This is a genomic window from Streptomyces sp. NPDC051104 (genome assembly GCF_040682835.1).
Lineage (GTDB): Bacteria > Actinomycetota > Actinomycetes > Streptomycetales > Streptomycetaceae > Streptomyces > Streptomyces cynarae.
The window spans coordinates 814642-838575 of record NZ_JBFBBS010000001.1 but is presented as its reverse complement, the minus strand read 5'-3'; the positions used below and the strand labels follow the sequence as shown (position 1 = coordinate 838575).

23 protein-coding genes, 4 tRNA genes and 1 pseudogene are annotated in these 23934 nt (G+C 69.6%); 20 read left to right on the top strand and 8 right to left on the bottom strand.

Annotated features, from left to right (window positions below):
• Positions 1-122 precede the first annotated feature (122 nt).
• Positions 123-986 (top strand): zinc metalloprotease HtpX, encoded by an 864-nt coding sequence (gene htpX / locus AB0N14_RS04125; protein WP_366024128.1) that lies wholly within the window; start codon positions 123-125, stop codon positions 984-986.
• A complete protein-coding gene (locus tag AB0N14_RS04120; RefSeq protein WP_366024127.1) occupies positions 983-1375 on the top strand; it encodes a YccF domain-containing protein in 393 nt (130 codons plus the stop codon). The genes htpX and AB0N14_RS04120 overlap by 4 nt, the downstream gene beginning before the upstream one ends.
• Positions 1376-1512: 137 nt before the next feature.
• On the opposite strand, the gene AB0N14_RS04115 is transcribed toward AB0N14_RS04120, so the two are convergent.
• Positions 1513-2775 carry an APC family permease gene (locus tag AB0N14_RS04115; RefSeq protein WP_366024126.1) on the bottom strand — a complete coding sequence of 421 codons (1263 nt, stop codon included), beginning with the start codon at positions 2773-2775 and terminating at the stop codon, positions 1513-1515.
• A 182-nt stretch (positions 2776-2957) separates the two neighbouring features.
• On the opposite strand from AB0N14_RS04115, the gene AB0N14_RS04110 reads away from it, so the two are divergent.
• Positions 2958-3224 carry a GlsB/YeaQ/YmgE family stress response membrane protein gene (locus AB0N14_RS04110; RefSeq protein ID WP_366024125.1) on the top strand — a complete coding sequence of 89 codons (267 nt, stop codon included), beginning with the start codon at positions 2958-2960 and terminating at the stop codon, positions 3222-3224.
• An 84-nt stretch (positions 3225-3308) separates the two neighbouring features.
• Here the strand turns inward: AB0N14_RS04110 and AB0N14_RS04105 are convergent, their stop codons facing one another.
• Positions 3309-3797, bottom strand: coding sequence for a YajQ family cyclic di-GMP-binding protein (locus AB0N14_RS04105; protein ID WP_366024124.1), 489 nt, complete (start codon positions 3795-3797; stop codon positions 3309-3311).
• Between the two features lie 223 nt (positions 3798-4020).
• Between AB0N14_RS04105 and AB0N14_RS04100 the strand changes: the two genes are divergently transcribed.
• Positions 4021-4102 (top strand) — tRNA-Tyr (locus tag AB0N14_RS04100).
• A 486-nt stretch (positions 4103-4588) separates the two neighbouring features.
• Here AB0N14_RS04100 and AB0N14_RS04095 read toward each other — a convergent pair.
• A pseudogene (locus tag AB0N14_RS04095) lies at positions 4589-5246 on the bottom strand (nitroreductase).
• A gap of 131 nt (positions 5247-5377) precedes the next feature.
• On the opposite strand from AB0N14_RS04095, the gene AB0N14_RS04090 reads away from it, so the two are divergent.
• Positions 5378-5590, top strand: a complete 213-nt coding sequence (locus tag AB0N14_RS04090) for a hypothetical protein (protein WP_366024123.1) — start codon at positions 5378-5380, stop codon at positions 5588-5590.
• Positions 5591-5640: 50 nt separating this feature from the next.
• Here AB0N14_RS04090 and AB0N14_RS04085 read toward each other — a convergent pair whose 3' ends face one another.
• From AB0N14_RS04085 to AB0N14_RS04075, 3 genes are all read right to left on the bottom strand, one after another.
• Positions 5641-5814 carry a hypothetical protein gene (locus AB0N14_RS04085; protein ID WP_366024122.1) on the bottom strand — a complete coding sequence of 58 codons (174 nt, stop codon included), beginning with the start codon at positions 5812-5814 and terminating at the stop codon, positions 5641-5643.
• A 211-nt stretch (positions 5815-6025) separates the two neighbouring features.
• Positions 6026-6682 carry an SDR family oxidoreductase gene (locus AB0N14_RS04080; RefSeq protein WP_366024121.1) on the bottom strand — a complete coding sequence of 219 codons (657 nt, stop codon included), beginning with the start codon at positions 6680-6682 and terminating at the stop codon, positions 6026-6028.
• 124 nt (positions 6683-6806) lie between these two features.
• Positions 6807-8081 carry an amidohydrolase family protein gene (locus AB0N14_RS04075; RefSeq protein ID WP_366024120.1) on the bottom strand — a complete coding sequence of 425 codons (1275 nt, stop codon included), beginning with the start codon at positions 8079-8081 and terminating at the stop codon, positions 6807-6809.
• Positions 8082-8282: 201 nt separating this feature from the next.
• On the opposite strand from AB0N14_RS04075, the gene AB0N14_RS04070 reads away from it, so the two are divergent.
• From AB0N14_RS04070 to AB0N14_RS04045, 6 genes are all read left to right on the top strand, one after another.
• Positions 8283-8355 (top strand) — tRNA-Thr (locus AB0N14_RS04070).
• 46 nt (positions 8356-8401) lie between these two features.
• A tRNA-Met gene (locus tag AB0N14_RS04065) sits at positions 8402-8474 on the top strand.
• Between the two features lie 85 nt (positions 8475-8559).
• The gene (gene rpmG, locus AB0N14_RS04060; protein ID WP_003948671.1) at positions 8560-8724 is read left to right on the top strand and encodes a 50S ribosomal protein L33; all 165 of its coding nucleotides are present in this window, start codon (positions 8560-8562) and stop codon (positions 8722-8724) included.
• Positions 8725-8907: 183 nt separating this feature from the next.
• On the top strand, positions 8908-9363 hold the full coding sequence (locus tag AB0N14_RS04055) for a MaoC family dehydratase N-terminal domain-containing protein (RefSeq protein WP_263231404.1): 456 nt from the start codon (positions 8908-8910) through the stop codon (positions 9361-9363).
• 5 nt (positions 9364-9368) lie between these two features.
• Positions 9369-9797 (top strand): MaoC family dehydratase, encoded by a 429-nt coding sequence (locus AB0N14_RS04050; RefSeq protein ID WP_366024119.1) that lies wholly within the window; start codon positions 9369-9371, stop codon positions 9795-9797.
• A 96-nt stretch (positions 9798-9893) separates the two neighbouring features.
• A complete protein-coding gene (locus AB0N14_RS04045; protein ID WP_366024118.1) occupies positions 9894-10949 on the top strand; it encodes a UDP-N-acetylmuramate dehydrogenase in 1056 nt (351 codons plus the stop codon).
• 289 nt (positions 10950-11238) lie between these two features.
• Here the strand turns inward: AB0N14_RS04045 and AB0N14_RS04040 are convergent, their stop codons facing one another.
• Together AB0N14_RS04040 and AB0N14_RS04035 are read right to left on the bottom strand one after the other, a co-directional pair.
• Positions 11239-12303 (bottom strand): adenosine deaminase, encoded by a 1065-nt coding sequence (locus AB0N14_RS04040; RefSeq protein ID WP_366024117.1) that lies wholly within the window; start codon positions 12301-12303, stop codon positions 11239-11241.
• 131 nt (positions 12304-12434) lie between these two features.
• Positions 12435-13661: a pyridoxal phosphate-dependent aminotransferase gene (locus AB0N14_RS04035; protein WP_366024116.1), complete on the bottom strand. Its 1227-nt coding sequence runs from the start codon at positions 13659-13661 to the stop codon at positions 12435-12437.
• A 504-nt stretch (positions 13662-14165) separates the two neighbouring features.
• On the opposite strand from AB0N14_RS04035, the gene AB0N14_RS04030 reads away from it, so the two are divergent.
• The 9 genes from AB0N14_RS04030 (at position 14166) to rpoB (ending at position 23890) form a co-directional block, all read left to right on the top strand.
• Positions 14166-14238: transfer RNA gene (locus AB0N14_RS04030), tRNA-Trp, on the top strand.
• A 110-nt stretch (positions 14239-14348) separates the two neighbouring features.
• Positions 14349-14633, top strand: a complete 285-nt coding sequence (gene secE / locus AB0N14_RS04025) for a preprotein translocase subunit SecE (RefSeq protein WP_366024115.1) — start codon at positions 14349-14351, stop codon at positions 14631-14633.
• 80 nt (positions 14634-14713) lie between these two features.
• The gene (nusG, locus tag AB0N14_RS04020; protein WP_366024114.1) at positions 14714-15553 is read left to right on the top strand and encodes a transcription termination/antitermination protein NusG; all 840 of its coding nucleotides are present in this window, start codon (positions 14714-14716) and stop codon (positions 15551-15553) included.
• Between the two features lie 196 nt (positions 15554-15749).
• On the top strand, positions 15750-16184 hold the full coding sequence (gene rplK, locus AB0N14_RS04015) for a 50S ribosomal protein L11 (RefSeq protein WP_023547415.1): 435 nt from the start codon (positions 15750-15752) through the stop codon (positions 16182-16184).
• Positions 16185-16277: 93 nt separating this feature from the next.
• Positions 16278-17003, top strand: a complete 726-nt coding sequence (gene rplA, locus AB0N14_RS04010) for a 50S ribosomal protein L1 (protein ID WP_366024113.1) — start codon at positions 16278-16280, stop codon at positions 17001-17003.
• Positions 17004-17165: 162 nt separating this feature from the next.
• Positions 17166-18035: a hypothetical protein gene (locus AB0N14_RS04005; protein WP_366024254.1), complete on the top strand. Its 870-nt coding sequence runs from the start codon at positions 17166-17168 to the stop codon at positions 18033-18035.
• A gap of 358 nt (positions 18036-18393) precedes the next feature.
• On the top strand, positions 18394-18924 hold the full coding sequence (gene rplJ, locus AB0N14_RS04000; protein WP_366024112.1) for a 50S ribosomal protein L10: 531 nt from the start codon (positions 18394-18396) through the stop codon (positions 18922-18924).
• 111 nt (positions 18925-19035) lie between these two features.
• Entirely contained in the window at positions 19036-19419 is a 384-nt protein-coding gene (rplL, locus tag AB0N14_RS03995; RefSeq protein WP_263231417.1) for a 50S ribosomal protein L7/L12, read from the top strand.
• Between the two features lie 982 nt (positions 19420-20401).
• Entirely contained in the window at positions 20402-23890 is a 3489-nt protein-coding gene (gene rpoB / locus AB0N14_RS03990) for a DNA-directed RNA polymerase subunit beta (RefSeq protein WP_366024111.1), read from the top strand.
• Positions 23891-23934: the final 44 nt, after the last annotated feature.

Here is a 23934-nt window from a genome sequence, read left to right as displayed (position 1 = left end):
ACCCAGGGAACTCGCGCCGCCCGCCTGGCGTTGACCAGTGCGGGAAGGTCCACTGAGAAGTGGAGTCGACGAGCAGTTCGCAGACAAAGGGTTCCCCTGCCGCACCACTTGGAGGGCGTACCGTGCACCGCCGGCACAACGGGCTCAGGACCGCAGTACTCCTCGGGGGACTGTCCGCACTCATCATCGTCATCGGCAGCTTCTTCGGGCGTACGGGCCTGTTCGTCGCACTCCTCGTCGCCATCGGCACGAACGCGTACGCGTACTGGAACAGCGACAAACTGGCTCTACGCGCGATGCGCGCCCGCCCGGTGAGCGAGTTCGAGGCCCCCGCCCTGTACCGCATGGTCCGCGAGCTGTCCAACCAGGCCCGCCAGCCCATGCCCCGGCTCTACATCTCGCCGACGGAAGCGCCGAACGCCTTCGCGACCGGCCGCAACCCTCGCAACGCGGCCGTGTGCTGCACCGAGGGCATCCTCCGGCTCCTCGACGAGCGCGAGCTGCGGGGCGTCATCGGACACGAACTCAGCCACGTCTACAACCGCGACATCCTCATCTCGTCGGTCGCCGGCGCCCTCGCCTCGGTGATCATGTTCCTGGTGAACTTCGCCTGGCTGATCCCGGTCGGCCGCTCGGACGACGACGACGGCCCGGGCCTGCTCGGCTTCCTGCTGATCATGCTCCTGGGCCCCCTCGCCGCATCCCTCATCCAGCTCGCCATAAGCCGCTCCCGCGAGTACGAGGCGGACGCGTCCGGCGCCCAGCTCACCGGCGACCCCCTGGCCCTCGCGAGCGCCCTGCGCAAGCTGGAGATGGGCACACAGCAGCTGCCGCTCCCGTCCGAGCCGCGGATCGAGACGGCGAGCCACATGATGATCGCCAACCCCTTCCGTCCCGGCCAGGGGCTGTCCAAGATGTTCTCCACCCACCCGCCGATGGCGGAGCGCATCGCCCGGCTCGAGCGGATGGCAGGTCGCCACCGGTGAAGACGATCCTGAACGTCATCTGGCTCGTGCTGAGCGGCTTCTGGCTGTTCCTCGGCTATCTGTTCGCGGGCGCGCTGCTCTGCGTGACGATCATCGGCATCCCCTTCGGCATCGCCGCCTTCCGCATCGCCCTCTACGCGCTGTGGCCCTTCGGCTATACGACGGTCGAGCGCCGCGACGCGGGTGCCCCGTCCCTCATCGGCAACATCCTGTGGCTGGTACTGGCGGGCTGGTGGCTGGCCCTCGCCCATATCGTCACGGGCATCGCCCTGTGCGTCACGATCATCGGCATCCCGTTCGGCATCGCGAACTTCAAGCTGATCCCGGTCTCGCTGCTGCCGCTGGGCCGCGAGATCGTGCCGACGGACCAGCCTTTCGCGACGCGCTGACGGACGCGCGGGCAGCAGGGGCGGACTCCGGATCGCCCGTCTGCGGCGCGGGCCGGTGGCTACCGCCCGGTCACCGCCCGCAACCCGGGCCGGTTGCTATCGCCCGGCCACCGCCCGCAGCCAGCCAGGGCCGGTGGCTACCGCCCGGCCACCCACCGCCGCACGCCGTACGCCACCACGCCCAGGCCCAGCACACCTGCCCCCACACCCACGGACGCCCCTGGCAGCGCGAAGGCCAGCGTGACGCAGCCGATGAGTCCGACCGCCGGTACGACGCGCGAAGCCGGCGCCGAACTCAGGGTCCACGCGGACGCGTTGGCGATCCCGTAGTAGGCCAGCACCCCGAAGGAGGAGAATCCGATCGCGCCCCGCACGTCCACCGTCGCGGCGAGCGCGGCCACCACGGCACCCACGGCCAACTCGGCCCGGTGCGGCACCTGGAACCGCGGGTGCACGGCGGCCAGGACGCCCGGCAGATGCCGGTCGCGAGCCATGGCCAGCGTGGTACGGGAGACGCCCAGGATGAGCGCCAGCAGCGAGCCCAGCGCGGCCACCGCGGCACCCACCCGCACCAACGGCACGAGACCGGGCACGCCCGCCGCCCGCACCGCGTCGGTCAGCGGCGCCGCGGTACGCCCGAGCCCGTCGGCACCCAGCACGGAAAGCCCAGCGACAGCCACCGCCGCGTACACCACCAGCGTGATGCCCAGCGCCAGCGGGATCGCGCGCGGGATGGTGCGTGCCGGGTCCCGCACTTCCTCGCCGAGGGTGGCGATCCGCGCGTAGCCCGCGAACGCGAAGAACAGCAGCCCCGCCGCCTGCAGCACCCCGCCGGCCCCGCCGAAGCCGCCTGCGTCCAGCCGTGAGGCGTCGGCCGCACCGGACCCGAGACAGACGACGACCACGGATGCGAGGACGGCCAGGACCACCGCCACGATCAGCCGCGTCAGCAGGGCCGACTTCTGCATGCCGCCGTAGTTCACGGCGGTCAGTGCCACCACGGCCGCGACCGCCACCGCGTGCGCCTGCCCCGGCCAGACGTACGCGCCCACGGTCAGGGCCATCGCCGCGCAGGAAGCCGTCTTGCCGACGACGAACGACCAGCCCGCCAGATAGCCCCAGAACACCCCGAGCCGCTCGCGCCCGTACACGTACGTGCCGCCCGAGGCGGGATACAGGGCGGCCAGCCGCGCCGAGGAGTTCGCGTTGCAGTAGGCGACCACGGCGGCGACCGCCAGCCCCACCAGCAGCCCCGACCCGGCGGCACGCGCCGCGGGTGCCAGGGCCGCGAAGATCCCCGCCCCGACCATCGATCCGAGCCCGATGACGACGGCGTCCCCGACCCCGAGGGTCCGTCGCAGCCCCATGCCACCGGACGTCTGCGCCCCGGACTGTGTCATGGACCGAACCCTACTGAGCCGTGCAACCGGCGGCCGTCGCGGAGGCGTCCTCCCCGACAACAACGCGCCACGAACTCGAGACGAGCGCGTGACCAGCCGAATCACACACCGTCGACGCATGACACAGCCTGGCCGGAGCAGGAACACAGCACAGGCACAGCAGGGAGAGGCAGGTTCACGGCATGGGCATTGTCAGCTGGATCATCCTGGGGCTGTTGGCAGGCGCCATCGCCAAGTTCCTGCTGCCGGGCAAGGACCCCGGCGGCTTCATCGGTACGACCCTCATCGGCATCGCGGGTGCCTTCATCGGCGGCTGGATCTCCGCCCGCTGGCTGCACCACCCGATCACCAAGCAGTTCTACGACGGCGCCACCTGGGCGGCCGCGATCGGCGGCTCGCTCGTGCTGCTGATCATCTACCGCGTCCTGTTCGGCGACTCCCGTCGCTGACGCGCCACCGAAGCCGCAGTCAGCAGCACAGAAGGGTGGGCACCCCGCGCTCCGGGGTGCCCACCCTGCGTCGTGGAAGGGGTCCTACCTGTAGTTCACGAACTGCAGGGCGAAGTCGAAGTCCTTGCCCTTGAGCAGCGCGATCACGGCCTGGAGGTCGTCCCGGCTCTTGGAGCTGACGCGTAGTTCGTCGCCCTGCACCTGGGCCTTGACGCCCTTGGGACCCTCATCGCGGATGGTCTTCGCCACCTTCTTCGCGTTCTCCTGGGTGATGCCCTCCTGGATCGACGCGAAGATCTTGTACTCCTTGCCGGAGAGCTGCGGCTCACCGGCCTCCAGCGACTTCAGCGAGATGCCGCGCTTGACCAGCTTGGTCTCGAAGACGTCGAGGACGGCCTTCACCCGGTCCTCGGAGTTGGCCTGCATCAGGATCTTGTCGCCGGACCAGGCGATCGAGGCGCCGACGTTCTTGAAGTCGTAGCGCTGGGAGATCTCCTTGGCGGCCTGGTTGAGGGCGTTGTCGACCTCCTGCCGCTCGACCTTCGAGACGATGTCGAAACTGGAGTCGGCCATGTCCTGTGGCTCCTTGTATCGGGATGGGACGGGCTGCGTATCGGCGTGCGGGAGCGCGGCCGCCCGGCCCGGCGTCGACCGGGCCGCATCCGCATAAGCCTAGCCACCCCTCCCCTCGAGGTCGCCGATCTATCGGGTGGCGAAGCACCCCTACGCATCAGGTATCGTTTACGTCGTTGCCAGGGAGCACCGCCGAAAAGCGGCCTCCAGGGCGGCAATCCCCGGCGGTGTGCCCGAGCGGCCAAAGGGAGCAGACTGTAAATCTGTCGGCTATGCCTACCCAGGTTCGAATCCTGGCGCCGCCACGTTAGTGGGAATCGGCCTCTGACCAGCAAGTTTGGGCAGGGGCCGGTTTCGTTTCAACCGAGCCCCTGCGCCCGTGGTTCCCCGCTGTCTCCCCCTCGTTCCGGCACGGTCGTGGCACGATGCCGTGACCATGATCACGTGGTCTGCGGAGTCTGACCGGATCAGCGCCACTGTTCCCCGAGAGTGCCCGGAAGATTCCGCCGGACCGGGCACGCCGACCGCGACCTCTGCTGGGGCGGTACTTGGGGTGGCCCGGAGTTGATCACGGTGGCACCCCGGCGCGATGGAGCCTGTGGACGCACAGGAAAACCTGCGGTTAGTTTCTGCTCAACGAGTGGGATCCGATCGGTGTGGAGCCGACCGCCCCAGCCACGACCTGTTCTGACCTCATGCACTGTGTGCCCGCCCGGAGGAGCGAAGCGACGACGGGTGCCTGATGGTGTGGGAGAACTTCCACCGCGCCGGGGTATTGGACTGCCCAGCGGTCACGCCCCGACGAAGCTCACTGTTTCTGTCATGTCCGCCCGCCCGGTACGCAGCCGTGGCACGCCTTCCTTCTCGAATCCGGCCGCGACACCGCAGAACAGCACGAGCCCGTCATCGGCTCCTACTGTCTGGCTGACGGTCTTGCGATACATCGTCCACATCACCTGGGGACAGCTGTGCAACCCCTCTGCCCTCAGTAACAGCATGACCGTCTGCAGGTACATCCCCGCGTCCGCCCGCTGCCCGGGTCCCATCGTCCGGGCGAGGTAGCAGAACAGCACGACCGGCGCCCCGAACGCCTCCGAGTTCAAGGGCGGCGATCTTTGCAGGTCTGTCGGGGTCGTCGCGCTCGATCCCCAGCGCTTCGTATCGCTGGGCGGCAGCGGCGGAAAAACGGTCCCGATACGGCGAGGTCAGTTCTGCCGGGTACATCGGATACTCCCGCTCATCACCAGGGTCTCGCGCCAGTGCCCTGGCTGTCGCGCGCCTCTTCAGTTCGGCCAAGGGCTCGCCGGCCACGGCATATACATGCCACGGCTGGAGATTGCCGCTCGACGGAGCCCGCGTCGCTGCCGCCAGCACTCGTTCGAGTATCTCTTTGGGGACCGGCTCCTCGCTGTCGAAGTCATTCCGGTCCCCATCCAACCGCGCCGCGATTCCGCGCGCTCGGTCGATGTGCTCGACATACGGGAACGAGTGGGCTCGTGCGCCGCCGCCCAGCGGACCTGCTCCTTGCGCACACCGGCCGCTTCGTCTCGCCGCCGAGCCGGCTCTCGTACGCTGAATCCATGTCGTCACCCCGCAGGGCCTGCCCCGAGTGCCGTCGGGACATCGCCGTCGTCGCGGGGCGGTTCGCGCGCCACGATCCGCCGGGGGCGCGGAGCAGCGGCGCGCTCGTCTCGTGTCCCGGGTCCCGTCGGCTCGCGCAGGCCGACGCCGCGCAGCCCACCCTCGACGGGTACGCCGTGCCGGAGTTCCCCGGTCAGCTTCCGCTTTTCTGAGGCCGGTCTCCAGGCCCGCCTTCTGCACCCGTCCGCCAATCGACGACCCGTCAGGGCTGCCGGAGGTCCATCCGGTTCACCAGGCACCCCGCGTCGAAGCGGTACACATGCTCGACCGTGTCCGCCGCCCACTCGTCGCCGGTCTCCGTGCGTCTACCGGGCCGGACCGTGGCGACGACCGCCTCGCCGTCGTCGTCCGGGCGCAGGCCCTCCAGGCGTACCAACGGGTGGCCGGAGGCGAACTGGCGTGCCCAGTACGCGCGTACCTCCTATGACCGTGCAGTCGTGCGCCGTCCAGGACGTTCGGCCAGTCGACGTCCGGGGACAGACAGTGCGGGACGAACGCGTCCCGTTCGTGCGTCGCGAAAACCTCGTACATCCGCGTCAGCAACGCCGCCCGCGAGGGCGGAATCCTCTCCGGCATCCCCGCCCCGCTCAGTTTCCGGCCACCGACTTCACCGCCACGGACACCGGGGTCGAACCGCTGATCAGCTCCAGCGTCAGACCGGCCGTCGCCGAGGTGTCGACGAGTTCCGCCAGGACCGCCGCCACGTCGTCGCGCGGGATCGCGCCGCGCCCCGTGTGCGCCTCCAGGCGGACCAGGCCCTTGCCGGCGTCGTCCGTCAGGGAGCCGGGGCGCAGGATCGTCCAGTCCAGGGACTTGTGGGCGCGTACGTAGGCGTCGGCCTCGCCCTTGGCGCGCAGGTACACGTCGAAGACCTCGTCGCCCGGGTGTTCGGGGTCGGCGCCCATCGACGACACGACGACGAACCGGCGCACGCCCGCCCGTTCCGCCGCGTCCGCGAACAGGATCGCCGCGTCCCGGTCCACCGTGCGCTTGCGGTCCGCGCCGCTGCCCGGGCCCGCACCCGCCGCGAAGACGGCCGCGTCGGCTCCCCGCAGGTGTGCGGCGACCTCCTCCGCCGACGCCGACTCCAGGTCGCACACGATCGGCTCGGCGCCCGCCTCCCGCAGATCATCGGCCTGCTCCGCCCGGCGGATGACCCCCGCAACCTCGTCACCGCGCGCGGCGAGCAGCCGCTCCAGCCGCAGCGCGATCTGACCATGACCTCCAGCGATGACAATGCGCATGTTTCCGACCGTACGCCCCGACCGGGCCTTTTGCGTCACGACTCCCACGACTTCACGCACAGCGGAGCGCGCCTTCCCGCCACGTGCAACGACCGCAGCTCAGGGCCGAGTTGTCCCCCGGCCGTCATGACGGCTCCGCCCGGCCCTGCCGTGGCAGCTCCAGCGCCACCGAGGCCGAGTCGCAGTACTCCCGTACCGCGCTCGTACGAGCCACCAGGCGCCCCCGGTGGATCACCACCCGGCTGTAGGCCAGCGACAGCGCGCCGGCCAGCCCGTCGGCGCGCACCGCGAGCAGTTCCGCCGGGAAACCCGCCTCCACGCGCACCTCCGGCAGCCCGAGCGCCGCCCGCGCCGACCCGCTCACCATGTCGTACGCGGCCTCGGCGGACAGCCCGTACCGCGACGCCAACAGGTAGGCCGCCTCCAGCGGGTCTCCGCGCCCGACCGGGTTCGTCGGGTCCCTCAGGGCCCCGCTGCCCGCCGCGACCCGGACCCCGGCCGACCGCAGCAGGCGCACCGGAGCCGTGCCGCGCCGGCCGACGCCGCCGCAGCCGCCCTGCGGCAGGCAGACCACGGTGACCTGGGCCGCGGCGAGCCGGTCTGCGATGCGGGCGGCCGTCCCCGCCGGGAGGCGCCCGAGGCCGCCGCACGGTCCGAGCGTCACCTCGGGCCGCAGGCCGCCCGCCATCGCCGCGAGCCGGGACAGCCGCACCGGATCGCGGGCGTCCGTGTGCAGGTCGACCGGGCAGCCGAACTCCGAGGCGATCTGCAGGACCGCCTCCACGTACCCGGTGGGATCGGGGTCCGCGTCCGGGCAGCCGCCCACCACCGTCGCGCCCATCTTCGCCGCGTCCCGCAGCATCGCCAGCCCGTCCGCGCCGGCGACCCCGGTCAGCACCCCCGGCATCGCCACCGCCGTCAGCTCGGCGAGCCCGCACAGCGAGCGCCGCGCCCGCAGTACGGCGGCCAGCGCGTCCAGCCCCGGTACGTCACCGATGCGTACGTGGGAGCGCAGGGCCGTCGCGCCGTGCCCGAGTTCCAGCAGCGCGGCCTCGGTGGCGCGGCGCTGGACCTCTTCCGGGCGGGGCGACTCCGGTCCGGCGCCGCCCGAACCCCGCGAGTCGCCCGTGTCCTCGGCGGACAGGGCCGTGTCGCAGTGGGCGTGCGGCTCGGCGGGGGCCGGCAGGAGCAGATAGCCGCGCAGGTCGACGCGGGCGCCGACGGCACCGGTCGCCAGGCTGCCGGGTGTGCCGACGGCCTCGATACGACCGCCACCGAGCCGTACGTCCACCGTCCGGCCGTCGGTGAGCCGGGCCCCGCACAGCAGCAGGGTGGCCGAGTCGGCGGGTACCGAGGGCGAGGGCGGGAAGCGGGGCGGCTGCGGTCGGCTGTCGGGCATCGCGCTCCTGTGGTTCACGGCACCAAAGGCAAGATCACGCAGGGTGAGTCGAGCCTAGAGTTGCGACCCGGCCGGGGCGGGGAGGAGCGCAATAGTCGTACCGGGGGTGTGGTGCGTGGGGGCACCGGGAACAGGACGGACGGGGTGCCGCGAAACGGATTTGGGCGAACGGCAGGCGACCGTGTAATGTCTTCATCGCTCGCCCCAATAGCTCAGTCGGCAGAGCGTCTCCATGGTAAGGAGAAGGTCTACGGTTCGATTCCGTATTGGGGCTCTGATGGGAGAGGTTCCCGCCGCGAGGCGGGGCCCGATCGCATCGCAGCGGTGTAGCTCAGTCGGTAGAGCAAGCGGCTCATAATCGCTGTGTCACCGGTTCAAGTCCGGTCACCGCTACTCACAGTAGCCGATTGCGGGGTCGGTCCTTCGATCGGCTACTCTTGCGTTAATTTCGTCTACCCGTTCGTCAAGGAGCACTCACGTGGCTGCCACCGACGTCCGCCCGAAGATCACGCTGGCCTGCGTGGAGTGCAAGGAGCGGAACTACATCACCAAGAAGAACCGGCGCAACAACCCGGATCGTCTTGAAATGAAGAAGCACTGCCCGCGTTGCAACGCGCACACCGCGCACCGCGAGACGCGCTGATCCAGACTCATCAGCGAGGCCGTCCCCTACAGCAGGGGGCGGCCTCGTGTCGTTTCGGCCCGTGCGGCGCACGTTCCTTGTCAGATGCGACGATGTGGGCGATCCGTCGGCCCGGACCGTCTGAGGACCGGGCGGCTCGTCCAGCGCGGTCAACCACAGCACACACCAGGAGGTGCCGAGCCCATGGCGCTCGACCAGTCCTTCGTGGGGCGGTCCTACCCGCCCACCGACCCCTATGAGGTCGGCCGGGAGAAGATCCGTGAGTTCGCGGAGGCGATCGGGGACGCCAACCCGGCCTACACGGACCCGGAGGCCGCCAAAGCGCTCGGTCACCCCGATGTGATCGCCCCGCCGACGTTCGTGTTCGCGATCACGTACAAGGCCGCGGGCCAGGTCGTCGAGGACCCGCAACTCGGCTTGGACTACAGCCGGGTCGTGCACGGCGACCAGAGGTTCGTCTACACCCGCCCGGTCCGCGCCGGCGACCTGCTCAGCGTCACCTCGACCATCGAGTCGATCAAGAGCCTGGCCGGCAACGACGTCCTGGACATCCGCGGCGAGGTCCACGACGAGGTCGGCGAGCACGTGGTGACCGCCTGGACCAAGCTCGTCGCCAGGGCGCCGGAAGAGGGGGAGTGACCCGGATGACCGCGAAGATCGCGTACGACACCGTCGAGGTCGGCACCGAACTGCCGGCCCAGACCTTCCCCGTGACCCGCGCCACGCTCGTGCGGTACGCGGGCGCCTCCGGGGACTTCAACCCGATCCACTGGAACGAGAAGTTCGCCAAGGAGGTCGGCCTGCCGGACGTCATCGCGCACGGCATGTTCACCATGGCCGAGGCGATCCGTGTGGTGACCGACTGGCTGGGCGACCCGGGCGCGGTCGTCGAGTACGGCGTCCGCTTCACCAGGCCCGTCGTCGTCCCCAACGACGACCAGGGTGCCCTCGTCGAGGTCAGCGGCAAGGTCGCCGCCAAGCTCGACGACAACACGGTCCGCGTCGACCTCACGGCGACCAGCGGCGGCCAGAAGGTGCTGGGCATGTCACGAGCGGTCGTACGGCTGGCCTGACCCGCGGTCGGAGGGTTCGGTAAGGGGTGCTCGCCAATTGCGGGCGCCCCTTACGTCGTGCCGGGGCTGTCGGTGCCGTCTCGTAGTCTTGGGCGCGTGCAGGAACTCCACGACGCCCCGCTCGCCCCGCTGACCACCTTCCGGCTGGGCGGTCCCGCGCACCGCCTGATCACCGCCACCACCGACGCCGAGGTGATCGAAGCCGTCCGCGAGGCCGACGACTCCGGTACGCCGTTGCTGCTGATCGGCGGCGGATCCAACCTGGTCATCGGCGACAAGGGCTTCGACGGCACCGCCCTGCGCATCGCGACGAAGGGCTTCTCCCTCGACGGCACGAAGCTGGAGCTGGCCGCGGGCGAGGTGTGGAGCGACGCCGTCGCCCGCACGGTCGAGGCGGGGCTGGCCGGTATCGAGTGCCTCGCCGGAATTCCGGGCTCCGTGGGCGCGACCCCGATCCAGAACGTCGGGGCGTACGGCCAGGAGGTCTCCTCCACGATCACCGAGGTCATCGCCTACGACCGCAGGACCCGCGAGACGGTCACGATCCCGAACGCCGAGTGCGCGTTCTCGTACCGCCACAGCCGCTTCAAGGCCGAGCCCGACCGGCATGCCGTCCTGCGCGTCCGCTTCGAGCTTCAGGACGCGGACGGACTGTCCGCGCCCATCCGGTACGCCGAGACCGCCCGCGCCCTCGGCGTGGAGCCCGGCGACCGTGTGCCGCTGGCCGACGCCCGTGAGACCGTGCTGAAGCTGCGTTCGGGGAAGGGCATGGTCCTGGACCCGGAGGACCACGACACCTGGTCGGCGGGCTCCTTCTTCACCAACCCGATCCTCACGGACGACGACTTCGCCGCGTTCCGCACCCGCGTGAAGGAGCGGCTGGGCGAGGAGGCGGAGCCGCCCGCGTACCCGGCGGGGGAGGGGCGCACCAAGACGTCGGCGGCCTGGCTGATCGACAAGGCGGGCTTCACCAAGGGGTACGGCACCGGGCCCGCCCGTATCTCCACCAAGCACACCCTGGCCCTCACCAACCGGGGCGGCGCCACCACCGAGGACCTGCTCGCGCTGGCCCGCGAGGTCGTGGCGGGGGTACGCGAGGCCTTCGGGATCACGCTGGTGAACGAGCCGGTGACGGTCGGCGTGCGTCTCTGAGCCGACCGGTCGGCCTGGGCCGTAGGGGGACGACGGGGTAGCCCGATGACGGCGTTCGCCCCCGCCGCCCCTTCCCGTCCCGGGGGCTGGCGCCCCCGTGTCCCCTGGCGGGTGCTGCCGCCCCCGAACCCCCCGGTGCTGCCGCCCCTGAACCCCCTGGCGGGTGCTGCCGCCCCCGAACCCCCCGGTGCTGGCGCCCCTGAACCCCCTGGCGGGGGCTGGCGCCCCCAAATCCCCCCGGGGCTGCCGCCCCCCGAACCCCCCGGGGCTGCCGCCCCCACTCGCCCTCTCAGGCCCCGGACGAGCCGGGTTCGCTCAGCCAGTCGTCGATGCCGGCCAGCAGTTTCGCCTTCACGGCCTCCGGGGCCGCCGAACCCCGTACCGACTGGCGGGCCAGTTCCGCCAGTTCCTCGTCCGTGAAGGCGTGGTGGCGGCGGGCCAGTTCGTACTGGGCCGCCAGGCGGGAGCCGAAGAGCAGGGGGTCGTCGGCGCCCAGGGCCATCGGGACGCCCGCCTCGTACAGCGTTCGCAGCGGGACCTCCTCCGGCTTCTCGTAGACCCCGAGGGCCACGTTCGACGCCGGGCACACCTCGCAGGTCACGCCCCTGTCGGCGAGGCGCCGGAGCAGGCGCGGGTCCTCCGCGGCCCGTACGCCGTGCCCCACACGGTTCGCGTGCAGATCGTCCAGGCAGTCGCGCACCGAGGCCGGGCCCGTCAGCTCGCCCCCGTGCGGGGCCGACAGCAGGCCGCCGTCGCGGGCGATGGCGAAGGCGCGGTCGAAGTCCCGTGCCAGGCCCCGCCGTTCGTCGTTCGACAGGCCGAAGCCGACCACGCCCCGGTCGCTGTAGCGGACCGCCAGGCGGGCCAGCGTGCGGGCGTCCAGAGGGTGCTTCATGCGGTTCGCGGCGACCAGGACCCGCATGCCGAGGCCCGTCTCCCGCACGGCCGTCTCCACCGCGTCCAGGATGATCTCCAGCGCCGGGATCAGACCGCCCAGGCGCGGCGCGTACGACGTCGGATCGACCTGGATCTCCAGCCAGCCCGAGCCGTCCTTGATGTCCTCCTCCGCGGCCTCGCGCACCAGCCGCTGGATGTCCTCGGGCTCCCTCAGGCACGAGCGCGCCGCGTCGTACAGCCGCTGGAAGCGGAACCAGCCCCGCTCGTCCGTCGCCCGCAGTTTCGGCGGTTCCCCGCTGGTCAGGGCTTCGGCGAGCGCCTCGGGCAGGCGCACGCCGTACTTGTCGGCCAGTTCCAGCAGGGTGGCGGGCCGCATCGACCCGGTGAAGTGCAGGTGCAGATGGGCCTTCGGCAGCCGAGAGAGATCACGCTCAGCAGCATCACGTACGTGCTCCATTCCAGGATCCTGCCGTACGCCCCCGCCGCCCCGGTAGCGCTTTCCCCGAACGTGGTCTTGCTCGCACACGCGAACGGGCCGCCTCCCCGGAGGGAAACGGCCCGCACACGCGCGTGAAGGACGCCGGGACGTCAGTCCCGCGCCTCCGCCAGCAGCTTCTGGATCCGACTCACGCCCTCGACCAGGTCCTCGTCCCCGAGCGCGTACGACAGCCGCAGGTAGCCCGGCGTGCCGAACGCCTCGCCCGGGACCACCGCCACCTCGGCCTCCTCCAGGATCAGCGCGGCCAGCTCCACGGTGTCCTTCGGGCGCTTGCCGCGGATCTCCTTGCCGATCAGAGCCTTCACCGACGGGTAGGCGTAGAAGGCGCCCTCCGGCTCCGGGCAGACCACGCCGTCGATCTCGTTCAGCATCCGCACGATGGTCTTGCGGCGCCGGTCGAAGGCCTCGCGCATCTTCGCGACCGCGTCCAGGTCGCCCGACACGGCGGCCAGCGCGGCCACCTGGGAGACGTTCGCCACGTTCGACGTGGCGTGCGACTGCAGGTTCGTCGCCGCCTTCACGACGTCCTTCGGGCCGATGATCCAGCCGACCCGCCAGCCCGTCATGGCGTACGTCTTCGCCACGCCGTTGACCACGATGCACTTGTCACGCAGCTCCGGCAGGAGCGCGGGCAGCGACACGCGGGCCGCGTCGCCGTAGACCAGGTGCTCGTAGATCTCGTCCGTCAGTACCCACAGGCCGTGCTCGACGGCCCAGCGGCCGATCGCCTCGGTCTCGGCCTCGGTGTAGACCGCGCCGGTCGGGTTGGAGGGGGAGACGAACAGGACGACCTTCGTCTTCTCGGTGCGGGCCGCCTCCAGCTGCTCGACGGAGACGCGGTAGCCGGTCGTCTCGTCCGCGACGACCTCCACCGGGACACCGCCGGCCAGCCGGATCGACTCCGGGTACGTCGTCCAGTACGGCGCCGGGACGATCACCTCGTCGCCCGGGTCGAGGATCGCGGCGAAGGCCTCGTAGATGGCCTGCTTGCCGCCGTTGGTGACGAGGATCTGCGAGGGGTCCACCTCGTAGCCGGAGTCGCGCAGCGTCTTCGCGGCGATCGCGGCCTTCAGCTCGGGCAGGCCGCCGGCCGGCGTATAGCGGTGGTACTTCGGGTTCTTGCAGGCCTCGACGGCCGCTTCGACGATGTAGTCCGGCGTCGGGAAGTCGGGCTCACCGGCGCCGAAGCCGATCACCGGGCGCCCGGCGGCCTTGAGGGCCTTCGCCTTGGCGTCCACGGCGAGGGTGGCGGACTCGGAGATCGCCCCGATCCGGGCGGAGACCCGGCGCTCGGTGGGAGGGGTTGCAGCGCTCATGAGGCCCATGGTTTCAGACAGGAAACGCGCCCGGCACCCCGGTTTCACCTCCAGGCCGACACTGCCAGTCCGTGAGCCCTTTGAAGGCACGAACCGGTTTGCCGGGGACACGGTCGTGGTTGGCGCCGACCAGGCTGGTGTCACCGGGTCTTCCGGTGTGGGGCCCTGCCGTCGGTCCCGCGCCCACCTGGGCGGATGCGACCTCGATGCCGCAGCCGGCGCTGGCCGAGGAGCGCGACGAGGCGTGGACTGTGATCGCACATGGTCGGACCGTCCACGGCCGAGAAGGCGGCTGACTGAACAGGAACGGATGCGGGTCCGGACAAACGTCCGGACCCACGCCCCCGCCTGGCCGATCTTTCACAGGCAAGACACCTACGGGCGCTTTCTGTTCGACGCCCGGCCGCGGAACACGTACACTCTCACCTCGTTGGCCTTCAGCGGTCGCGACCGGCGGTGCACACCGAGCACCCGGCCGGATGCGGTACGTTGGGGTACACACAAAGGGTCGTAGCTCAATTGGTAGAGCACCGGTCTCCAAAACCGGCGGTTGGGGGTTCAAGTCCCTCCGGCCCTGCTACACACTCCTTCACCAGGAAGTGTGCGGACAGTACGTACGTATTGCACTCGCCGTGCGGCTCCACCGGGCGCGGCACGGTCACGACCCGGGAAATCAGGTGAGGACGAGTGACGGACGCCGTGGGCTCCATCGACATGCCTGACGCCCAGGACGAGGTGCAGGAGTCGAAGAAGGCCCGTAAGGGTGGCAAGCGAGCCAAGAAGGGCCCGCTGAAGCGCCTTGCCCTCTTCTACCGCCAGATCGTCGCGGAACTCCGCAAGGTCGTCTGGCCGACCCGTAACCAGCTGACGTCGTACACCACCGTGGTGATCTTCTTCGTCGCGATCATGATCGCCCTGGTGACCCTGATTGACTATGGGCTCAACCACGCCGCCAAGTACGTCTTCGGCTGAGCCGAGAGCGAAGGACGCCGTCGTGCCCGGCGTCCCTTTCGCATGTTCCACCCCTATGTATCCAGGAAGAAGCAGCCACCGTGTCTGACCCGAACCTGAACGACGCCATGGAGCCTCGCGGGGAGGCCGTCGAGTCCGTGGATGACGAGCTCGACATCGTCGAGGGCGCGGACGAGGTCGACGAGGCCGAGGCTGCCGAAGCCGCCGCGGGCGAGCCGGCCGAGGAGGCCGCCCTGCACGTGGAGGGCGAGGACGAGGCCCCGTCCGAGGACGCCGAGGCCGAGGGCGAGCCGGAGTCCGAGCTCGACCCGGTCGAGAAGCTGCGCGAGGAACTGCGCTCGCTGCCCGGCGAGTGGTACGTGATCCACACCTACGCCGGCTACGAGAAGCGGGTGAAGGCGAACCTGGAGCAGCGTGCCGTCACGCTGAACGTCGAGGAGTACATCTACCAGGCCGAGGTCCCCGAGGAAGAGATCGTCCAGATCAAGAACGGCGAGCGGAAGACCGTAAAGCAGAACAAGCTGCCCGGTTATGTGCTCGTCCGTATGGACCTGACGAACGAGTCCTGGGGCGTCGTCCGCAACACGCCCGGTGTCACGGGCTTCGTCGGCAACGCCTACGACCCCTACCCGCTGTCCCTCGACGAGGTCGTCAAGATGCTCGCCCCGGAGGCCGAGGCCAAGGCCGCCCGCGAGGCCGCCGAGGCCGAGGGCAAGCCGGCCCCGCAGCGCAAGGTCGAGGTCCAGGTGCTGGACTTCGAGGTCGGCGACTCGGTCACCGTCACCGACGGCCCGTTCGCCACGCTGCAGGCGACCATCAACGAGATCAACCCCGACTCGAAGAAGGTCAAGGGCCTGGTGGAGATCTTCGGCCGCGAGACGCCGGTCGAGCTCTCCTTCGACCAGATCCAGAAGAACTAGTTCCGTCTGGTTCCTCTGGCGCACCAGCCACCGGCCAGGTCAGATCGGCTCCCGCCGTGGGGCCGTCTGACCTGTCGGTTTTTGGCCGCGCACCGGTACCCGTTATCGTTGTGCGGTATGCCTCCATCCGGATGATCCGGGCGATCATGGACAAGGATGGCGGCGAAAAACTCTCACTAAGGACCCGGAGAGAGCTATGCCTCCCAAGAAGAAGAAGGTCACGGGGCTCATCAAGCTCCAGATCCAGGCCGGTGCCGCCAACCCGGCCCCGCCGGTCGGTCCGGCGCTGGGCCAGCACGGCGTCAACATCATGGAGTTCTGCAAGGCCTACAACGCCGCGACCGAGTCGCAGCGCGGTTGGGTCATCCCGGTGGAGATCACGGTCTACGAGGACCGTTCCTTCACCTTCGTGACCAAGACTCCGCCGGCCGCCAAGATGATCCTCAAGGCCGCGGGCATCGAGAAGGGCTCCGGCGAGCCGCACAAGACCAAGGTCGCCAAGATCACCGAGGCGCAGGTCCGCGAGATCGCCCAGACCAAGATGCCCGACCTCAACGCGAACGACCTGGACGCGGCCGCGAAGATCATCGCCGGCACCGCGCGCTCCATGGGCGTCACGGTCGAGGGCTGAGCACTTCCTTTGTAGAACCATGCGGCTACGGCCGCACGTGGCAGGGCCTGCTCGGCCCGTACCACGACTCCTTCAGAACCCACAGGAGCAGTTGTGAGCAAGCGCAGCAAGGCTCTCCGCGCTGCGGACGCCAAGATCGACCGGGAGAAGCTGTACGCCCCGCTCGAGGCCGTCCGTCTCGCCAAGGAGACCTCCACGACCAAGTTCGACGGCACCGTCGAGGTCGCCCTGCGTCTGGGCGTCGACCCGCGCAAGGCCGACCAGATGGTCCGTGGCACCGTGAACCTCCCGCACGGCACCGGTAAGACCGCCCGGGTCCTGGTCTTCGCGACCGGTGACCGTGCCGAGGCCGCTCGTGCCGCGGGCGCCGACATCGTCGGCGCCGACGAGCTGATCGACGAGGTGTCGAAGGGCCGTCTGGACTTCGACGCCGTCGTCGCCACCCCGGACCTCATGGGCAAGGTCGGCCGCCTCGGCCGCGTGCTCGGTCCCCGTGGTCTGATGCCGAACCCCAAGACCGGCACCGTGACCCCGGACGTGGCGAAGGCCGTCACCGAGATCAAGGGCGGCAAGATCGAGTTCCGCGTCGACAAGCACTCGAACCTGCACTTCATCATCGGCAAGACGTCCTTCGACGACACCAAGCTGGTGGAGAACTACGGGGCGGCGCTCGACGAGATCCTCCGTCTGAAGCCGTCCGCCGCCAAGGGTCGCTACATCAAGAAGGCCGCCATCACCACCACGATGGGCCCCGGCATCCCGCTCGACCCGAACCGCACCCGCAACCTCCTCGTCGAGGAGGACCCGGCCGCGGTCTGAGCCTTCGAGCTCACCCCAGTCGGTCACGGGCCCCGCACCTTCGAGGTGCGGGGCCCGTCGGCGTCTGAGACATGGGGCACATGCCGTTTCGCCGTAAGTGCGTGCCTGACCCCCTGAGCCGGAGTTAGCGTGAAGATCACGGAGCGCACCAGGGGGGAACGTATGAAGGACGGCATCTTCAGGCGCGGGATCCTCCCGGTCGCGGTGGCCCTCGCCCTGTCTCCCCTGACGGCGTGCGGCCACTTCGGCGACGGTGACTCCTCCCGGCGCTCCGCGGCGCCGTCCGGCGGCCGGGCCGCCCGCGCCGACCCACGGTCACTGGCGGCCCTGCGAGCCGTCGAGAAGGCCACCGCGAAGGCCGGCTCCGCGCGGGTCGAGTCCACGACGTCCATGGGCGGGATGCTCGCCCTGGAGACGGGCGGCCTGCTCGGCTGGGCCGGCGACTCGGTGGGCACGCTCCGGATCACCTACACGGGCGGGCAGCTCGCCGAGACGATGCGCGCGCTGGGCAGCGCGTCGATGGAGGCCCGGCTGCTGCCCGACGCCTACTACGCGAAGGTGGGCGACGCGTTCGCGCGGCGCCTGCACGGCCGGCACTGGATCAGGTACGCCTACGACGACCTGGCGTCCCTTCCGGGCGGCTCTGGGGCGAATCTGACGGACCAGCTGCGCAACACCGCGCCGCTGCAGCCGGTCAGGCTGCTGCTCGCCTCAGGGGACGTGCGCAGGGTCGGCGAGGAGACGGTGCGTGGCCGCCGCACCACGCACTACTCGGGCACGGTCACCCCGGCGTCCCTCACGGGAGGCCTCAAGGAGCAACTGGAGCAGGCCGGCGTCACCGAGGAGACGGTCGACATCTGGGTCGACGGCCACGACCTGCTGGTCAAGAAGACCGAGCGGGGCGAGCTGTCGAGCGGCCGGATGTCCTCGACGGCGTACTACCGGGACTACGGCACGAAGATCTCGACGACGAAGCCGCCGGAGGCGGACACGGCCGACTTCAAGGACCTGATCAAGACGCAGGGCTCATGACGGACGACCGTGGACAACTGCCGACCGTGGACCTCGCCGACGGTGCGAGGAGGTCCCGGGGGAGCTGAGCCGCGGGAGCCGATTTGCTTGACGGCGATCCGTTCCCGTACTCTCCTACAGAAGCCAAAGACCGCTGGTCGTTGCCGTGCGCTCGAACGAGGGCGCGGTGGCCGAAGGATCCGCTGAACTGCGGACGACCCGCGCAGGTGACAGTGGAAGAGCTCCCGGAGTACGTGCGTCGTGATGTGCGTGCGGCCGGTCGAGTCCGCCCCGTGCGCCTGCGCCGGGGCGTTTCGTTTTCCCCAGTCCTCCTTCGGGTCCGCGCGGTCCGAATCACCCGGAAGGAGGCCGAGGCTCTATGGCGAGGCCCGACAAGGCTGCCGCGGTTGCGGAGCTGACGGACAAGTTCCGCAGCTCCAACGCCGCCGTGCTGACCGAGTACCGCGGTCTCACCGTGGCGCAGCTCAAGACGCTGCGCCGGTCGCTCGGTGAGAACGCCCAGTACGCCGTGGTGAAGAACACGCTGACCAAGATTGCGGCCAACGAGGCCGGGATCACGCTGGACGACCAGCTCTTCGCTGGTCCGACGGCCGTCGCCTTCGTCACCGGTGACCCGGTGGAGTCGGCGAAGGGTCTCCGTGACTTCGCCAAGGACAACCCGAATCTCGTCATCAAGGGCGGTGTCCTTGACGGCAAGGCGCTGAGCGCCGACGAGATCAAGAAGCTTGCGGACCTCGAGTCCCGCGAGGTTCTGCTCAGCAAGCTGGCCGGTGCCTTCAAGGGCAAGCAGTCCCAGGCTGCTCAGCTCTTCCAGGCGCTGCCGTCGAAGCTCGTCCGCACCGTGGACGCGCTGCGCGCCAAGCAGGCCGAGCAGGGCGGTGCCGAGTAATTCGGCTCGCTTTCTGACCCGCACCACCGGCGCGGGTCGCAGCGGGCCGACGTACGCCCGCCTTACCCAGTACATCCGGCACCTGCCGATTTGAGTGGAAGGACCGCCATCATGGCGAAGCTCAGCCAGGAAGACCTGCTCGCCCAGTTCGAGGAGATGACCCTCATCGAGCTCTCCGAGTTCGTGAAGGCCTTCGAGGAGAAGTTCGACGTCACCGCTGCCGCCGCCGTCGCCGTCGCCGGCCCGGCCGGCCCGGCCGCCCCGGCCGAGGCCGAGGAGGAGAAGGACGAGTTCGACGTCATCCTCACCGGTGCCGGCGACAAGAAGATCCAGGTCATCAAGGTCGTGCGCGAGCTGACCTCCCTGGGCCTGAAGGAGGCCAAGGACTTGGTCGACGGTGCGCCGAAGCCGGTTCTCGAGAAGGTCAACAAGGAGGCCGCGGACAAGGCCAAGGAGTCCCTCGAGGGCGCCGGCGCCTCGGTCGAGGTCAAGTAAGACCTCCCGCGGGTCCACCAGGACTCGGGGTCCGCACAGGACCCGAGGGGGCCGTACGGAGCGACGCTCCGTACGGCCCCCTTTCGCATGTGCCAACACCCTCGTGGCCGATGAAGCCCGCCGACGGGGACGGATGCCGCTGGCCGGGCGGGACGGCGGTCCGGAAGCGGGGGCGGCCACCGCCCGGCCCCCGGGGGCGCCGCCCGGTCACGGCCACTGGCCGGGCCACGGGCCCGGCTCCGGCCACACGGGCCCGGCTCCGGCCACGGCCCCGGAGGCGGGCGCCTGAGCCTCTGCCGGGCGGTGCCGGGGCCGGACGTAGCCGGGGGTCGCCCGGATGCACAGCGCCCCTCGCCGAGCCCTCCGGACAGCATTCACCCGGACGCCGTAACCCCCCGCCACCGATCCCCGGCACGCCTCACCCTCAAGGCTGTAACGCGAACGCGCCGAGGTGCGATCATCCATCCGGGTGGTCGCTCTTCGGCGTTCCGGGGGGTCCGGTGGCGGCTGCCTTGCGTGCGTCGCCGTGGGGGGTATGGTGATCTTCGGTCGTGCCTCCCGAGGGCCCCGGTGACAGGTCGAACGTGACGATGGCAGCACCCGGTTTGGGCAAGGGGGGCCTTGACGAACCGCACGCAGCGCGCAATTCTCAGGACGCGTCGTCACTACGATCCGGATCCGAGGCATGGATCGACGACCAAGAGGGCAGTATCGATGTGCATCGAAGGCGTGGCGTGCCGCAGGTGTTGAGGGACAACGAGGGTCTCCAGCGGAGGCCTGAAAACCCGCACTGGACATCAGTGTGCCTTGTGGCTACACTGACCCTTTGCGCTGCCTGTTAGCTGTCTCCTGCCCGTCACCAGGAGCACGCCCCACGCTTGAGCACCGAGCATAAAGAGTCTCTGACCTGAGGCTTCCATCTCTGTGTCCGGCGGGGACCGGGACGCGCGTAGTGAGTCCGAGCCCTCGGAAGGACCCCCTCTTGGCCGCCTCGCGCAACGCCTCGACCGCGAATACGAACAACGGCGCAAGCACCGCCCCGCTGCGCATCTCCTTTGCAAAGATCAAGGAGCCCCTCGAGGTTCCGAACCTTCTCGCGCTGCAAACCGAGAGCTTCGACTGGCTGCTCGGCAACGACGCATGGAAGGCTCGCGTCGAGGAGGCTCTGGAGAACGGTCAGGACGTCCCCACCAAGTCCGGCCTCGAGGAGATCTTCGAGGAGATCTCCCCGATCGAGGACTTCTCCGGGTCGATGTCGCTGACGTTCCGGGACCACCGCTTCGAGCCGCCGAAGAACTCGATCGACGAGTGCAAGGAGCGCGACTTCACCTACGCCGCGCCCCTCTTCGTCACGGCCGAGTTCACCAACAACGAGACCGGTGAGATCAAGTCCCAGACGGTCTTCATGGGCGACTTCCCGCTCATGACGAACAAGGGCACTTTCGTCATCAACGGCACCGAGCGTGTCGTGGTGTCGCAGCTGGTCCGTTCCCCCGGTGTCTACTTCGACTCCACCATCGACAAGACGTCCGACAAGGACATCTTCTCCGCCAAGATCATCCCGTCCCGGGGTGCCTGGCTGGAGATGGAGATCGACAAGCGCGACATGGTCGGTGTCCGTATCGACCGCAAGCGCAAGCAGTCCGTCACCGTCCTCCTGAAGGCGCTCGGCTGGACCACCGAGCAGATCCTCGAGGAGTTCGGCGAGTACGAGTCCATGCGCGCCACCCTGGAGAAGGACCACACCCAGGGCCAGGACGACGCGCTGCTCGACATCTACCGCAAGCTGCGCCCGGGCGAGCCGCCGACGCGTGAGGCCGCGCAGACGCTGCTCGAGAACCTGTACTTCAACCCCAAGCGCTACGACCTCGCGAAGGTCGGCCGCTACAAGGTCAACAAGAAGCTGGGTACGGACACCCCGCTGGACGCGGGCATCCTGACCGTCGAGGACATCATCGCGACGATCAAGTACCTGGTGAAGCTGCACGCCGGTGAGACCGAGACGGTCGGTGACAACGGCCAGAAGGTCGTCGTCGAGACCGACGACATCGACCACTTCGGCAACCGCCGCCTGCGCAGCGTCGGCGAGCTCATCCAGAACCAGGTCCGCACGGGTCTGGCCCGTATGGAGCGCGTCGTGCGCGAGCGCATGACCACTCAGGACGTCGAGGCGATCACGCCGCAGACCCTGATCAACATCCGGCCGGTCGTCGCCTCCATCAAGGAGTTCTTCGGCACCAGCCAGCTGTCCCAGTTCATGGACCAGAACAACCCGCTCTCCGGGCTGACGCACAAGCGGCGTCTGTCCGCGCTGGGCCCGGGTGGTCTGTCCCGTGAGCGGGCCGGCTTCGAGGTCCGTGACGTGCACCCGTCGCACTACGGCCGCATGTGCCCGATCGAGACGCCCGAAGGCCCGAACATCGGTCTGATCGGCTCGCTCGCCACCTACGGCCGCGTGAACGCGTTCGGCTTCGTCGAGACCCCGTACCGCAAGGTCGACGAGAACGGTGTCGTCACCGAAGAGGTCCACTACCTCACGGCCGACGAAGAGGACCGGTTCGTCATCGCCCAGGCCAACGCGCCGCTGACCGAGGACCTCCGGTTCGCCGAGGCCCGCGTCCTGGTGCGCCGCCGTGGCGGTGAGGTCGACTACGTCGCCCCCGAGGACGTGGACTACATGGACGTCTCGCCGCGCCAGATGGTGTCGGTCGCGACCGCCATGATCCCCTTCCTCGAGCACGACGACGCCAACCGTGCCCTCATGGGCGCGAACATGATGCGTCAGGCCGTGCCGCTGATTAAGTCCGAGTCCCCGCTCGTCGGCACCGGCATGGAGTACCGCTCCGCCGTCGACGCCGGCGACGTCGTCAAGGCCGAGAAGGCGGGTGTGGTCCAGGAGGTCTCCGCGGACTACATCACCACGGCCAACGACGACGGCACGTACATCACGTACCGCCTGGCCAAGTTCGCCCGCTCCAACCAGGGCACCTCGGTCAACCAGAAGGTCATCGTCAACGAGGGCGACCGGATCATCGAGGGCCAGGTCCTCGCCGACGGTCCGGCCACCCAGAACGGCGAGATGGCGCTCGGCAAGAACCTGCTGGTCGCCTTCATGCCCTGGGAAGGCCACAACTACGAGGACGCGATCATCCTCAGCCAGCGCCTGGTCCAGGACGACGTCCTCTCCTCGATCCACATCGAGGAGCACGAGGTCGACGCCCGTGACACCAAGCTCGGCCCCGAGGAGATCACCCGGGACATCCCGAACGTCTCCGAAGAGGTCCTCGCCGACCTCGACGAGCGCGGCATCATCCGCATCGGTGCCGAGGTCATCGCGGGCGATATCCTCGTCGGCAAGGTGACCCCAAAGGGTGAGACCGAGCTGACCCCCGAGGAGCGCCTGCTGCGCGCGATCTTCGGTGAGAAGGCCCGTGAGGTCCGTGACACCTCGCTGAAGGTGCCGCACGGCGAGACCGGCAAGGTCATCGGTGTGCGCGTCTTCGACCGCGAGGAGGGTGACGAGCTGCCGCCGGGCGTGAACCAGCTGGTCCGCGTCTACGTCGCGCAGAAGCGCAAGATCACCGACGGTGACAAGCTCGCCGGCCGCCACGGCAACAAGGGCGTCATCTCCAAGATCCTGCCGATCGAGGACATGCCGTTCCTGGAGGACGGCACCCCGGTCGACATCATCCTCAACCCGCTGGGTGTGCCGTCCCGAATGAACCCGGGACAGGTCCTGGAGATCCACCTCGGCTGGCTCGCCAGCCAGGGCTGGGACGTCTCCGGCCTGGCGGACGAGTGGGCGCAGCGCCTGCAGGCGATCGGCGCCGACCAGGTCGAACCGCGCACCAACGTCGCCACCCCGGTGTTCGACGGTGCCCGCGAGGACGAGCTGGCCGGTCTGCTGCAGCACACGCTGCCGAACCGCGACGGCGACCGCATGGTCCTCCCGTCCGGCAAGGCCAGGCTGTTCGACGGCCGCTCCGGTGAGCCGTTCCCGGACCCGATCTCGGTCGGGTACATGTACATCCTGAAGCTGCACCACCTGGTCGACGACAAGCTGCACGCCCGCTCGACCGGTCCGTACTCGATGATCACCCAGCAGCCGCTGGGTGGTAAGGCCCAGTTCGGTGGCCAGCGCTTCGGCGAGATGGAGGTGTGGGCCCTCGAGGCCTACGGCGCCGCGTACGCCCTCCAGGAGCTGCTGACCATCAAGTCCGACGACGTCACCGGCCGCGTGAAGGTCTACGAGGCCATCGTCAAGGGCGAGAACATCCCTGAGCCCGGCATTCCCGAGTCCTTCAAGGTGCTCATCAAGGAAATGCAGTCCCTGTGCCTCAACGTGGAGGTGCTGTCCTCGGACGGCATGTCCATCGAGATGCGCGACACCGACGAGGACGTCTTCCGCGCTGCGGAGGAGCTCGGCATCGACCTGTCCCGGCGCGAGCCGAGCAGCGTCGAAGAGGTCTGACGGGAGTCCGGCGGGCCTCCTGACCAGGAGGCCCGCCGACCCCC

Excerpts from the sequence above, each read along its gene's own strand:
- AB0N14_RS04115 (WP_366024126.1), bottom strand. The coding sequence starts at position 2,775 with ATGACACAGTCCGGGGCGCAGACGTCCGGTGGCATGGGGCTGCGACGG.
- AB0N14_RS04110 (WP_366024125.1), top strand. The coding sequence starts at position 2,958 with ATGGGCATTGTCAGCTGGATCATCCTGGGGCTGTTGGCAGGCGCCATC.
- AB0N14_RS04105 (WP_366024124.1), bottom strand. The coding sequence starts at position 3,797 with ATGGCCGACTCCAGTTTCGACATCGTCTCGAAGGTCGAGCGGCAGGAG.
- AB0N14_RS04090 (WP_366024123.1), top strand. The coding sequence starts at position 5,378 with ATGTCGTCACCCCGCAGGGCCTGCCCCGAGTGCCGTCGGGACATCGCC.
- AB0N14_RS04080 (WP_366024121.1), bottom strand. The coding sequence starts at position 6,682 with ATGCGCATTGTCATCGCTGGAGGTCATGGTCAGATCGCGCTGCGGCTG.
- AB0N14_RS04075 (WP_366024120.1), bottom strand. The coding sequence starts at position 8,081 with ATGCCCGACAGCCGACCGCAGCCGCCCCGCTTCCCGCCCTCGCCCTCG.
- AB0N14_RS04055 (WP_263231404.1), top strand. The coding sequence starts at position 8,908 with ATGGCGCTCGACCAGTCCTTCGTGGGGCGGTCCTACCCGCCCACCGAC.
- AB0N14_RS04050 (WP_366024119.1), top strand. The coding sequence starts at position 9,369 with ATGACCGCGAAGATCGCGTACGACACCGTCGAGGTCGGCACCGAACTG.
- AB0N14_RS04040 (WP_366024117.1), bottom strand. The coding sequence starts at position 12,303 with ATGGAGCACGTACGTGATGCTGCTGAGCGTGATCTCTCTCGGCTGCCG.
- AB0N14_RS04035 (WP_366024116.1), bottom strand. The coding sequence starts at position 13,661 with ATGAGCGCTGCAACCCCTCCCACCGAGCGCCGGGTCTCCGCCCGGATC.
- rplK (WP_023547415.1), top strand. The coding sequence starts at position 15,750 with ATGCCTCCCAAGAAGAAGAAGGTCACGGGGCTCATCAAGCTCCAGATC.
- AB0N14_RS04005 (WP_366024254.1), top strand. The coding sequence starts at position 17,166 with ATGAAGGACGGCATCTTCAGGCGCGGGATCCTCCCGGTCGCGGTGGCC.
- rplJ (WP_366024112.1), top strand. The coding sequence starts at position 18,394 with ATGGCGAGGCCCGACAAGGCTGCCGCGGTTGCGGAGCTGACGGACAAG.
- rplL (WP_263231417.1), top strand. The coding sequence starts at position 19,036 with ATGGCGAAGCTCAGCCAGGAAGACCTGCTCGCCCAGTTCGAGGAGATG.